Here is a 12,250-nt window from a genome sequence, read left to right on the forward strand (position 1 = left end):
GAAAAAACGATGAAAGCGAAAGTCACCATCCTGGGCCTAGCCATCCTCTCTTTCGGTGCCACAAAGGCCTCTGCTCAACTCGTGGTAACGGCCCCGGTGCTGGAAGTACAGTCCGGCGTCCAGACCGGCCTGCAAAATACCATGAAGGGACTGTCCAAAGCCGCTAACGTACTGGTAAAGGCCGGCGTGAAGGAGCAGGAGCTAACCAAGGTATTCTCGGAGAAAAACCTGCAGCTGGCCAAGACCTGGTACGACGGCCTGCAGCAGGTCAGCACGACTGTGCGCACGTATCGGCGCGTGCAGTCCGTGTTTGAGAAGCAGGGCCAAATCATCCAGACCTATGCTACGGCCATTGAAACCCTGCGGCAGTCACCCTTTGTGCAGCCGGAGCAGCTTTCCACTATGACCAGCGTGTACTCGAAAATGCTGACGGAGGGCGCCAACACCGTTTCGGACCTGCAAACCATCGTCAGCCCGGCCATGCTCAAGATGACGGATGCCGAACGGATGCGCTTCATCGACAAGCTGGACGCGAAGATTTCCGACCAGTTGAGCCTCATCAACTACTACACGCAGCGCAACTACGTGCAGATGCACTTAGCCGAGCAGAAGGCTCAGGATACGCAGGCCCTCAACGCGCTGATGAGCGCCCGCTAACCGCCGACTCACCCCTGACTTGCTCCTCTATGAAAGCAATTTCCAAAATGCTCACCCTGGTCCTGACCCTGCTGGCGGGCCCAGCCTGCGCGCAGGCCGTTATATCGGCTCCAGTAGCCGAGCAAAGCTCACGCAAGCAGATTTTCCACCAGGGCGTGTCTACTACCCTGATGGGGCAGGGCAAGAAGCTGGCCGGCGACATGAAAGCTGTGAGCGGCCAGATTAAAGGCATCGTCGACAAGACCCAGCAGCTGCACGACCAATGGTACAGCAGCCTGCTCCAAATCAGCGCTGGGGTCCGCAACTATCGCCGGGTACGGGAGATTTATACGCACCAGGGCGAAATGATTAACCAGTTCGCCGGTGCCATTCCGGAGCTGCGGGCCCAGCGGCTCACGCCCGCGCAGCTCAGCGAAGCCTCTACAGTCTACCAAACCATCCTGCAGGAAAACGTGGCCCTGCTTGGGGAGCTGGCCGGGGTGCTCAGCGCGAACAAGGCGAAGATGACCGACCCGGAGCGCATTGAGTTTATCGACAACATCGCCGACCGCATCAGCAAGCAGCACGATTTGATGAATTACTTCAGCAACAAGTGTCGGGCCATCGCGCAGCACCAGGCGCAGCAGGTGCGGGACCGGGAAGCGGTAAATGCTTTTATGACTGCCCGCTAGGGGGTACACTTTCCTTTCACTTCCACTTTCGATCCGATGAAAAGCAAGCTAAATCAATTGCTCACAGCAGTTGCCGCCCTGACAATGGTGCTGCTCACCTCGTGTTCCTCCAACAGCGAAACAGCCCAGTTTCTGGGTGAATGGCAATCATTAGATAGCCCCGAGCGGCCGCATATGACTATCCAGGAGCGCGGAGATAATCTGACGCTGCTGGAAGGTAAAAAAGAATACCCGCTCACCTATGACAAGGACAATCACAAGCTCACCGTCAACACCGGATTCGGAGCTATGGACATCATCTACCTGGGTGAGAAAAACCACCTCCTGATTTCCGGGGAAGGGGAATATGCCCAAGTAGCTAAGTAAATCTCTCGCTCCGCTTCTAACACTGCCCGCATGGACCCGACCGCAATTGATTTGAACATGGCCGTGTACGAGCAGAAGCTCGACGCCATTTACACCGAAATGCTCTCGTTCACCTCCCTGTTCATCAACCTGGGACGGGCCATCGGGGGCATCGGAGCCCTGTTATACATCAGCAGCAAGGTGTGGGGCAACATTGCCCGGGCCGAGCCTATCGACCTGTTTCCGCTGCTGCGGCCGTTTGCTATCGGTCTGGCCATCCTGCTGTTCGTGCCCCTGTGCGGTGCATTGCGCGGCATCACCATGTCCGTAGCCCATGGCACCGATGCTATCCGGATGGGGCAATTGGCGGAAGTAAACCGGCTCACGGCAGAGCGCGACCGTCTGGCCGCCGATGCGAAAGCCAAAGCCGACATGCAAATCAACGAAGACTACGAAAAGGAGCTGGGCAAGCTTGGGGCGCTGGACGTGGGCCGCAAGGCCAGTCTGGCGTTCAATCAGGTCCAGTACAGCGTGGGCCAGAATTTCCGGGAGTGGACTAAATCTATTCTTGAGTTGGGGGCACTGGCCGCCAAGCTAGCCATTAGCCTCATTTCCACTTTCCTGTTGGTGTTGCTCAGCGTCGCCGGTCCGCTAGCCTTTGGCATTGCTATCATTCCGGGCTTTGGCGGGGGACTCCTGAAGTGGTTCGGCTATTTCCTCACGATTTCGCTCTGGGTGCCGGTAGCCAACATTTATGCGGCGGTACTGGCCCACGTCCAAGTAACAATGCTCAATGAGAACATCCGCCAGCTCAGCGCCGGCGGAAGTGTGGAGTCGGCTGACATTGCCTACCTGTGTATGCTCGTGCTGGCCATCGTCGGGTACATCTGCGTCCCCAAGGCGGCGGATATGCTGATTGACGGCTCGGGTGTGGGTGGAGCGGCCACTTCGTTTATCACTACCACCACGGCCACCACCGCCGCCATAGCGGGCGCAGCCAGCGGGGCCGGCCTTCGGACCAGCGCGGGCGTGGCTCAGGGCGCAGCCGGCTGGGCCACCACCCAAAACATGTCGCGCAGTGAGGAGCTCGGCCACCGGGCCGGCATGGCCTTGCGCGAACGATTCAGCCGCAAAAGCTGAGTGACCCGCTCCCTATCCTCTCACTAGCCCTCCCTAGTCATGTTCGCATCCCTGAAAACTATTGATTCCGCCTTCCAGCAGGTCAAGACTCTGGCCTTGCTCTTCATTGTGGCGGTGCTGGTGCTGGCCGGCACCATTGCCTACTTCGCGTTTCAGACCACCACCGCGGCCGCCAATCGCATCTACGTGCTGGAAGGCGGGCAGCTGCTCACGGCCGGCGCCCGGGATGCGCGGGCCAACCGGCCGGTGGAGGCCCGCGCCCACGTCACGCGCTTCCACGAGCTGTTTTTCACCCTGGACCCCGACCAGAAGGCCATTGACAGCAACGTGAACAAGGCGCTGTACCTGGCCGATAACTCCGCGAAGCGGCAGTACGAGAACTTCAAGGAGAAGGGCTTCTACAACGACCTGATTGCCGCCAACATCAGCCTGGAAATGAGCGTGGACAGCGTGGTGATAACCAACGCGCGCCCCCTGGTGGCGCGGTGCTACGGGCACCAGCGGGTCATCCGGGCCACTTCGGTGACCACCCGCAACTTCCTCTCGGAATGCTCCCTGCGCGACGTGACGCGCTCGGAGAACAACCCGCACGGCTTCCTGATGGAGAACTGGCGGGTTTTGCGCAACGAAGACCTCAGCACCCAGCCCCGCTAAGCCCTACCCGATGGAAACCAAACCGCATGACGCGCACTTTCTGCGCACCCGCAAGATGGCCACCTTCCTGCCGGTGGTGGGCGTCCCCTTCCTGGCCGTTATGTTCTACCTGGGCGGCGGCGGGCAGGGCGCGCCCGCCGAGGCCCAGAACGTACCGTCCGGCTTTAACACCACCCTGCCCACGGCCGAAAAAGGCTCCATCACCGCCAGCAAGCTCGAAGCCTACGCCAGCCCGGTGGATACCCTGCGCAACCGGGGCCTGGTCGACGCCCGCCTCGATACGGCGGCCGGCTCGGGCCTGTCCTACTCCATCGGTGCCGACGGCAAGCCCGGGCCCAACGGGTCGGTGGACAAGTCCGTGGTGGCAGCCCAGCAGCAGCTCATTGCCGCCCAGCAGGCCCAGTTGAACGGTGGGACTGCGCCCGGCACTGCAGCAGCCCCGACGGCAGCGCCCGGCGCCCTCACGCCCCAGGAGCAGCTGGAGCTGATGCGCAGCCAGCACGAGCGGGAGCTGGCCGAGAAGGATGCTCAGCTGCAGATGGCCCAGCTGCTGGCGCAAAGCAACAGCGGTGGGGGAGGGGTAGCCCGCCCGGCCGCGCCGGTGGTGGCCAAAGCCAGGAAAAAAGCCCGCACCCGGGCTAACGTGGTCGATGAGGATGCCGTCGTTTCCCGGTTGGGTGGGGGCGGCGCGGGCAGACGGCGCACGGCCTCGTTTACCGGTTTGGATGACGGCCATGCGGCTACCGAAGATGCCAACACCCTGCCGGCCGTCATTCACGAATCGCAGGAAGTGGTCAGCGGCTCACTGGTGAAAATGCGCCTGACGGAATCGGCCGTGGTCAATGGTCGCACCCTATCGGCCAACACCTTCATCTACGGCAAGTGCAGCCTGGCCGGGGAGCGGCTGAACATCAGCATCGAAACGCTGAAAACCGGTAACCGGGTCTTTCCGGTGGCCCTCGAAGTCTACGACGTGGACGGGCTGGAAGGCCTGCACATTCCGGGCGCCATCACCCGGGACGCGGCCAAGCAGGCCGGCGCCGATGGCCTGAACGCCGCCGACGCCATGACCATGAGCGCCGATCCCACCCTGGCCGCGGCCGGCGTCGCGGTTACTGCCGTCAAGGGCCTCGGCCAGAAGAAAATCCGCCTGGTCAAAGTGCGCCTGAAAGCCGGCTACCAGGTCATGTTGAAGATTGATAAATAAGCTACTATGAGAATCGCCCTTGCCCTCTGCACCCTGCCCCTCAGCCTGGCCGTGGCGCCCACCCTCGCTCAATCCACGACGCTGGCCAGCACCCGGCCCGTAGCGCCGGCGCCGGCGAAGCTCGCGACGTATCCGCTGTTCGTGTCGGAGCAAAAAACCACCCACCTGGTTTTCCCGTCCCCGGTCACGTATGTTGATTTGGGCAGTTCCGGATTGATTGCGGCCAAGGCCACGGGCTCGGAAAACATCGTGCGGGTTAAGGCGGCTGGCAGCGGCTTCAGCGAAACCAACATGACCGTGCTCACGGCCAGCGGCAAGCTTTACTCCTTCGTGGTGGGCTACCAGCGCAACCCGCGTCAGTTGGGGCTGGACCTGGGCGCGCCCAGCGCGGGCCCGGCCAGGCTGCCCGTACTCCCCCTCTACGTCTCGGACCAGAAAACCACGCACCTCGTGTTTCCCTACCCGGTCACCTACGTCGATCTGGGTAACTCGGGCATTCTGGCCGCCAAGGCCACGGGTGCCGACAACATCGTGCGCGTGAAAGCGGCCAGCAACCGCCTGACCGAAACCAACATGACCGTGCTGACCTCCGGTGGCAAGCTGTACATGTTCGTTGTCAACTACCAGCACGACCCCAAGGTGCTGAGCCTGGACCTGAGCACGATGACCAGCGCCACTGCCCGGGCCAGCAGTGGCAGCGAGGCCATCCTGTCGAACACGCCCATTCCGCAGGGCAACCTGGATGCCTATTCCAAGCAGGCGCTGGCACGCGGCGGCTCGGCGGCCAGCGACACGAAAGACCAGCTCAGCGTGCGCGCGGGCAGCGTGGGCTACCAGCAGGAAACCCTGTTTTTCCCGCTGCACCTGCGCAATCGCTCCAATGTGACGTATGACGTGGATTTCGTCAAGTTCTACATCCAGGATAAGAAGGTGGCCAAGCGCACGGCCGAGCAGGCCATTGAACTGACGCCCACCTACGTCTATAACGGTAACCTGAAAAAGATTGAAGCCGCCGGCAAGCTCCAGCAGGTATTCGTGTTCAGGAAGTTCACCATTCCTGACCAGAAAAACCTGGTTATCGAGGTGTACGAAAAGGGGGGCGGACGTAATGTTAAGCTCAAGCTGTCCAACCGCGACCTGCTCCGCGCCCGCGGCTTCCGGTAGCCTTAACAGGACCGCTACGCCCCTCACAACCATTAGCATCTCCACGCCGTGTGGCACTTCGCAAACACCCTCCCGTTGTCTTTAACAAGGTAGCAGGCGGGTGTTTCGGTTTTTTGCGTAGTACTACCTGAGTCTGCTACTCACCGGAATACAACGTGTGCTTTGTAATGTTTTGCAGTAAAAAACTTTACAATTAGTATATCTTTATCAGCCCCATGCAGATGGAAAAAGTGACCAAATCCACGACCGCCCGCCAGAAAATCATCAACCGCTTGCAACAGCTGGAGCCGGGTGCCCTCGTGCGCTACCAGGACTTTGCCAGCCTGGACATCGCGCCGGGCACGGTGGCCGTGAACCTGAGCCGGCTGCGCCAGGAAGGCGTGGTGCAGCAGGTCACCAAAGGCACGTACCGCCTCCCCCTGCAGAGCCGGTTCGGCCCGGTACCGGTTTCCGAGCAGCAGGTGTTGCAGGTGCTGCTGCAAACCTCCAGCAAAAAGCTGCGGGGCTACCCCACCGGCGTAGCGGCCTTCAACCGTCTGAGGCTGACCACGCAGGTGCCCCAGGAAATTCTGATTGCCACCTCCCGGCCGGGGCGGCCGAAGAAAGTCGGCAACGTGCGCGTGCGCTTCGTGCGCAGCCGGGCCGATGTGCAGCCAGAGGAGGTTCCGCTCTGCCAATTGCTCGACGCCCTGCGGCAGATTAAGCGCCTGCCCGATACCTCGCCGGCCGCGGCCCTGCTCCGCCTGCGCGAGCAGATAAAGCAACTGCCATCACTTGAGCAGGCCGCCTTGGTTCGCCTGGCACAGGACTACAACCCGGCCACACGCGCTCTGCTGGGAGCTCTGCTGGAAGGGATGGGTGAAGTCACGCTGGCTACCAAGCTGAAAGCCAGCCTGAATCCCTTATCCACTTATAAGCTTGGTTTATCCGAGCAGGCCTTACCTAACCGCGCGCAATGGCACATCCAATGACTCTGCACACCCACGAGCAGGACTAACTATATGCCGAGGAACATTCCCTCAGGTTCATTTACTTGTTCACTACTGCCCAACGGAGGTCAGGGTCTGAAGCCGCCGCTCGATAATAAACTTTCGTTCGTCACCAGACCCGTACGGTAGTTGACAATCGATAGCTTCGCGCAATTCCGGATGCAGCAGCAGTCGGCTGACTTCCGCAGCGATGTAGGCGCGTACGGCAGGCGATGCGGCTGCTACCTCTGCACCCAGTGCCGGGCGATTATCCAGCACGTACACGATGTCCTCCAGATCACTGCTCAGGCGGATGTCGCTCATGCCGCGGCTGCGCAGTGCCGCCAGCTTCGTGGCGATAAAATACACCGCTGGCATAATCTGGATCGTGGTTTCGTCGGGCAGCACGTAAGGAATAGCGTGGGCAAAGCCTTCGGGATACCACGGATTCGAGAACCCCAGGATATTGTCTTCCCCGACCGGCATTACATCGACCACCAGCCCCGCGACCCGCCAGCGGCAAATGACATTTGACTCCTGGTCATGCCGAAACCCGAGGGCCCGTAGCTCTTCCTCCAGCACGTAGTAGGCCATGCGGGGCATGACCTCAATAATACAATCCACATCCATGGTCGGGCGGGACTCGGCGGCGCGGGCGGCAGTGCTGTACAGACCGGCGGTGCTGCCGCCGACGAAAACGACCCGTTCCCGCAAGGGGCCCAGCGCCCGGGCCACGGCCTGCAGCGCGGCCAGGTTGGCCGTATTAGACATGAGCCGGCAACAGAAAGGCTTTCAATAAATTCCCAGCCAGTTTTCGCTCCCGGGGGCGGCCCACCCGCACCGCGTCAACCAACGCCAGCAGCTCATAGAGGCGCGTATCGGCTTTGGCCGCTTGCGGCACGCGCGGGTACAAGGGCTCGATGGCGCTACCCCAGCAGTCGCTTTCTGCGTCGGGCCACACGTACAGCTGCTCGGCTACCAGCTGCTCCCGCAACGGGGCGGCGCTGTGGGCAGTGGGGAGGCCCCGTACCTGGGCGCCCGGCTGCGTGGGAAACACCACCGGTAAACCGTAGAGTAGAAACTCCAGAAAGGTTCGCCGAGCCACGCGCCGGTCAGCGCCCTCCAGCAGCCGGGCGTATTGGCACCGCTTCAGGCTAAACGATATTTCGGTGGGGCTTAAGAACAAGGCAGTGGCCAAGTCCTTGCCTTGCCAGATGGTATCCTCCAGCAACAGCACCTTCAGCAGAACGACTACATCCTGCGGGCGCATGCCATTATGTTGTCGCATTACGGTCAGCTGATTTTTGGTTTGCAATTTGCAAATTGATAATCAACATTCCTATTCGATAGCTGCTTCTATCGTCACCCTATCGAGACCAATAAGGACTGCTCATACTTACTTGTCAGTCCTGGCCACAGGTTCCGATAACTAACAAATGGGGACGTTAGGCGAGGGAGCCTACAAAGAGCGCGGGGCGCTGCTGAATGGGCAGCGGCTGCCGGTGCACCCCGCCCAGCCGGTTGGTAGGGCTGGGTGCTAACCGGAGGCGACGATGCAAATCGGTAAGTTTTAAGGCCTGCATGCGCTACGGCGATAACTGCTTAGGGCGGCAAAGCTAGCCAATAAGAGCAATACCGGTAGCACTCTTGCATTGAGCCAACAATCCTTCCGGTGATCAAACCCCGGCCCTACTGGTACTTGTAGGGCTGTTCACGCTCGTAAGTAAGTCTATTGTTGAACTCTGCTACTTGGTCGTATCAAACCTTAGGTAGATGAAACGCTACCGCATGAGCCAATAATGAGCCAATTCAGTTGCTCAAAAAATAACGAATCTGGCTTGAATTCAAGGATTACGACCACGTGCCGGTAGGGGGTGAGCCCATAAATCGGTACTACTTTTTAGCCTTAGGGGCCCAGCCTACTACCGACGACTCTCTTGGCGCAGCAGAGTGTCATCACTAAGTTGTAGAATAGGCAAGTACTGGAGAGCTCCCGTTTGTTTTTACAGCTTCTTCCTACTCACAGCAAACCAGCTCCGAGAGTTCTTTATGAGCCTATTGCGAGCCCATTTGCGGAGGGGTACCCAGCAGAGTTGACTGGGATACGCCCGAAATCTCTCTAGTTCCAGTGTTCTGGCCACAGCTTCGCTACCTGCACTCCTTGACATGGCTTCCCAACCATTCCCTTGTCAGAAGACAGGTACTTCCTCTTCTAATCTGACTCCTGTACAATCGTATGTGTTTTCGACCGACATTTCATGCATTAAGTCTATATTTAATCTTTGTTGCATGATTTATCAATCATTATTACAATACATCACTAATAAATATATCTTGCATGATAAGCCATCCAAAAACTACCCCTTTCCGGCTCTTATGACTGATATATCCTACAATAAATGGTCAGCCATGAGTGATGATGCTTTGGCAGCACACATTGGGGCCTTTGTGAAGCACCACCGACTGGCCCGCAACAAATCGCAAGAGGCCATTGCTCACGCTGCCGGTATCAGTCGATCAACCCTGAGTTTATTGGAGCGGGGACAAACGGTCACCGTTGCCACTCTGATTCAGGTACTGCGGGTGCTCGATTTGCTCTATACCATGGAGGCGTTCACGGTCCCCACACTAATCAGCCCGCTAGCCATTGCCAAGCTAGAACAAACCAAGCGCATTAGAGCAAGGCCAAGCGACACAGGCAGTAAAGCGCCGCAGGGCAAGAAACGCAACACCGATTGGTAACGATGCAAGCAGCTAGAATCCATATTTGGGGAGAGTTCGTGGGGGCCGTTATCTGGGACGAAGCGACCGGTCTCGCCACCTTTGAGTACGATCCAACCTTTAAAAGACGAGGGGTGGATCTGGCGCCGCTCAAGATGCCCATTACCTCGTCGCAGACCATTTTCTCCTTCCCTGAACTACGCCAGAAACCTGATAGCGGACTTGATGCCTTTAAGGGCTTACCCGGGCTGCTCGCTGATGTGCTGCCCGACCGCTACGGCCATGAGCTCATCAATCTGTGGCTAGCACAGCAGGGCCGCCCAACGGATAGCATGAATCCGGTGGAGATGCTCTGCTTTATCGGCCAACGGGGCATGGGGGCACTGGAATTTGAGCCTACCTCGCTAAAGGAAAACAAGAATACGTTTTCCGTCGAAATCGACAGCTTGGTAACGGTGGCGCAAAAGATGCTTGCCGCTAAACAGGAGTTTCTGGCCCACATGAATCAGGGCGAGGAAAAGGCCTTGATGGAAATCCTGAAAATCGGTACTTCCGCCGGGGGCGCTCGGCCCAAAGCGGTGATTGCCTACAACGAAAAAACGGGCGAGGTAAAGTCCGGGCAAACCAAAGCGCCCCAGGGTTTTGAACACTGGCTGCTCAAACTCGACGGCGTGAGTGATGTGCAGCTGGGAGCTACCCACGGCTACGGGCGGGTGGAGATGGCCTACTACAACATGGCCCGCGCCTGTGGCATTGAGATGATGCCCTCCCGCCTGCTGGAAGAGAATGGCCGGGCGCATTTTATGACCAAGCGCTTCGACCGGGAAGGCGGCAGCACCAAGCACCACGTGCAGACCCTGTGCGCCACCAAGCACTTCGACTACAATGCCGTGACTAGCTTTAGCTACGAGCAGTTGTTTCAAACGATGCGGGAGCTTACGCTTACCTATCCCGAAGCGGAGCAGATGTTCCGGCGGATGGTCTTTAATGTGATGGCGCGCAACTGTGACGATCACACGAAGAACTTCGCCTTTCGGCTGAGACAAGGCCACGCGTGGGAATTAGCCCCTGCCTACGACGTGTGCCACGCCTACCGCCCCGGTAGCCCCTGGGTAAGCCAGCACGCGTTGAGTGTAAACGGCAAGCGGCAGGGTATTTCCCGCGATGACTTGCTCACTATCGGACGCTCCATTCGGTCGAGAAGCGCAGGCGATAAAGCCCAAAGTATCATTACGCAAATCAGCGAGACCGTTAACCAGTGGCCCACCTTCGCCGAAGAAGTAAACGTGGACCCGAAGCTTCGCGACGCCATTACTGCAACCTTATTACGCTTGTGAACCACCATTGATGCATAAAAAGATCAGTAATCTGCAGACACTCCTTTTTTCCCAGGAGCGGTTAAGAATTCCTCCCTATCAACGCCCGTATAAATGGTCGACCAGACAAGTAAATCAGCTTATCGATGATATCCTTTACCACCGCGAGCGCGACAAGAGTGCATACCGCCTAGGAACTGTGGTGGTGCACTACGACCGAGGGCACTCTAACCAAGCGCGCGACGTCGTAGATGGCCAACAGCGACTGTATACCCTCAGCCTATTGGCGGCAGCATTACTACGCAGGCACCCGGCAGCTACTCCAGCAGGTAAGCAAGCCGCTGATCTCTGCCTGGCCCAATCCTGCATCAGTAATCCAATCAGCCAGGCCAATCTGCGCCGCAACGCGCAGCTGATCCAACAACGCGTGGAGGAATTTCAGCGCGAGGATGCTGACTTCTTCTTTCAACGCTGTGAGCTGGTTTATCTCGAATTGGAGCACATTGCCGAGGCCTTTCAGTTCTTTGATTCCCAGAACACGCGTGGCAAAGATCTAGCGCCCCACGACCTACTCAAAGCCTACCATCTTCGTGAGATGGAGAGTAACACGGAGGCCGAGCGCATTGCCAGTGCCGGGCAGTGGGAGCAGCTAACGGAGGACTTGCCCCGGTACTTCAGTAGCTACCTGTTTAAGATTCGGGCTTGGTCCAAGGGCCGATCCGGGCTACACTTCACTAAGGAACGCATCGATACATTCAAGGGTCTCACGATTGGTTCTGCACCAGTCTTGCCTTTTGCCGAGGCGGCCCGCATGTGCCACTTAACCGTTCAGGGCTACAACCAGGATCACGCCCGGGTGCTTGACCGGCAGCGTATGCCCTATCCCTGCCAATTGGATCAGGTAATACTCAACGGCGCGCGCTTTTTTGAGTACGTTGGGCAGTACGCAGCTCGCATTCGTGAGCTGGAAGCCAGGGTGGGAGATCCCAGGAGCAGCGTGCCGGCGTGGCAGGGTGGGGGAATGGCCAAGCGGATCTTGCACGAGCTGGCGCACTACTGGGGCCGCGGCCGGCAAGGTGACCAGTACGTGCGTAATCTGTTTGATTGCTGCCTACTCTACTACTGGGATAAATTTGGTGACCATAAGGAAGAAGAGGCCGTCGTCCGAATTTTTCTCTGGGCATATGCTCTACGGCTCGAAAACAAAGCAGTTCGGGCAGTTACTGTCGACAACTACGCTAAAGCCCAGGATGGGCTGATCCGCCTGATCCGGGAGGCCACGGACCCGCGGGAGTTCTTTGCCAAGTCGCTGACCCCGGTAAACCACAAAGGAAGTGAAGGTACGGTCGCTCACCTAGACGGGATTATGCAGCTATTCCGCGACCTGAAAGCAATCGAGTAACCGTG

Annotated in this window: 14 protein-coding genes; 11 read left to right on the plus strand and 3 right to left on the minus strand. The window is 58.7% G+C overall.

The genetic code is table 11. From position 1 onward, the window contains the following. The first annotated feature begins 9 nt into the window (after positions 1–9). The 8 genes from ACN19L_RS20865 (at position 10) to ACN19L_RS20900 (ending at position 6,809) form a co-directional block, all read left to right on the plus strand. On the plus strand, positions 10–657 hold the full coding sequence (locus ACN19L_RS20865; RefSeq protein ID WP_426491351.1) for a hypothetical protein: 648 nt from the start codon (positions 10–12) through the stop codon (positions 655–657). Between the two features lie 29 nt (positions 658–686). Then, positions 687–1,328 carry a hypothetical protein gene (locus tag ACN19L_RS20870; RefSeq protein WP_426491222.1) on the plus strand — a complete coding sequence of 214 codons (642 nt, stop codon included), beginning with the start codon at positions 687–689 and terminating at the stop codon, positions 1,326–1,328. Positions 1,329–1,364: 36 nt separating this feature from the next. Then, positions 1,365–1,694: a hypothetical protein gene (locus ACN19L_RS20875; protein WP_426491223.1), complete on the plus strand. Its 330-nt coding sequence runs from the start codon at positions 1,365–1,367 to the stop codon at positions 1,692–1,694. 30 nt (positions 1,695–1,724) lie between these two features. Further along, on the plus strand, positions 1,725–2,813 hold the full coding sequence (locus ACN19L_RS20880) for a hypothetical protein (RefSeq protein ID WP_426491224.1): 1,089 nt from the start codon (positions 1,725–1,727) through the stop codon (positions 2,811–2,813). A gap of 39 nt (positions 2,814–2,852) precedes the next feature. Next, positions 2,853–3,467: a conjugative transposon protein TraK gene (gene traK / locus ACN19L_RS20885; RefSeq protein WP_354580995.1), complete on the plus strand. Its 615-nt coding sequence runs from the start codon at positions 2,853–2,855 to the stop codon at positions 3,465–3,467. A gap of 10 nt (positions 3,468–3,477) precedes the next feature. Then, the gene (traM, locus tag ACN19L_RS20890) at positions 3,478–4,674 is read left to right on the plus strand and encodes a conjugative transposon protein TraM (protein WP_426491225.1); all 1,197 of its coding nucleotides are present in this window, start codon (positions 3,478–3,480) and stop codon (positions 4,672–4,674) included. A gap of 6 nt (positions 4,675–4,680) precedes the next feature. Continuing rightward, on the plus strand, positions 4,681–5,838 hold the full coding sequence (gene traN, locus ACN19L_RS20895) for a conjugative transposon protein TraN (RefSeq protein ID WP_426491352.1): 1,158 nt from the start codon (positions 4,681–4,683) through the stop codon (positions 5,836–5,838). A gap of 221 nt (positions 5,839–6,059) precedes the next feature. After that, complete coding sequence (locus ACN19L_RS20900; RefSeq protein WP_426491228.1) at positions 6,060–6,809, plus strand: type IV toxin-antitoxin system AbiEi family antitoxin domain-containing protein; 750 nt, start codon at positions 6,060–6,062, stop codon at positions 6,807–6,809. Between the two features lie 69 nt (positions 6,810–6,878). On the opposite strand, the gene ACN19L_RS20905 is transcribed toward ACN19L_RS20900, so the two are convergent. The 3 genes from ACN19L_RS20905 to ACN19L_RS20915 all read right to left on the minus strand — a co-directional run bounded on the left by ACN19L_RS20905 (position 6,879) and on the right by ACN19L_RS20915 (position 8,389). Next, positions 6,879–7,577, minus strand: a complete 699-nt coding sequence (locus ACN19L_RS20905; RefSeq protein WP_426491353.1) for a hypothetical protein — start codon at positions 7,575–7,577, stop codon at positions 6,879–6,881. Further along, on the minus strand, positions 7,570–8,094 hold the full coding sequence (locus ACN19L_RS20910; protein ID WP_426491230.1) for a hypothetical protein: 525 nt from the start codon (positions 8,092–8,094) through the stop codon (positions 7,570–7,572). The genes ACN19L_RS20905 and ACN19L_RS20910 overlap by 8 nt, the downstream gene beginning before the upstream one ends. Positions 8,095–8,251: 157 nt before the next feature. Then, the gene (locus ACN19L_RS20915; protein WP_426491231.1) at positions 8,252–8,389 is read right to left on the minus strand and encodes a hypothetical protein; all 138 of its coding nucleotides are present in this window, start codon (positions 8,387–8,389) and stop codon (positions 8,252–8,254) included. Positions 8,390–9,095: 706 nt separating this feature from the next. Between ACN19L_RS20915 and ACN19L_RS20920 the strand changes: the two genes are divergently transcribed. Genes ACN19L_RS20920 through ACN19L_RS20930 form a run of 3 tightly spaced genes read left to right on the plus strand, consistent with a single transcriptional unit; the run spans position 9,096 to position 12,245 of the window. Next, complete coding sequence (locus ACN19L_RS20920; protein WP_426491232.1) at positions 9,096–9,548, plus strand: helix-turn-helix domain-containing protein; 453 nt, start codon at positions 9,096–9,098, stop codon at positions 9,546–9,548. Between the two features lie 2 nt (positions 9,549–9,550). Beyond that, a complete protein-coding gene (locus ACN19L_RS20925; RefSeq protein WP_426491354.1) occupies positions 9,551–10,864 on the plus strand; it encodes a type II toxin-antitoxin system HipA family toxin in 1,314 nt (437 codons plus the stop codon). Between the two features lie 10 nt (positions 10,865–10,874). Further along, on the plus strand, positions 10,875–12,245 hold the full coding sequence (locus tag ACN19L_RS20930; RefSeq protein ID WP_426491235.1) for a DUF262 domain-containing protein: 1,371 nt from the start codon (positions 10,875–10,877) through the stop codon (positions 12,243–12,245). Positions 12,246–12,250: the final 5 nt, after the last annotated feature.

This window comes from Hymenobacter sp. 102, from assembly GCF_049949205.1.
GTDB lineage: Bacteria > Bacteroidota > Bacteroidia > Cytophagales > Hymenobacteraceae > Hymenobacter.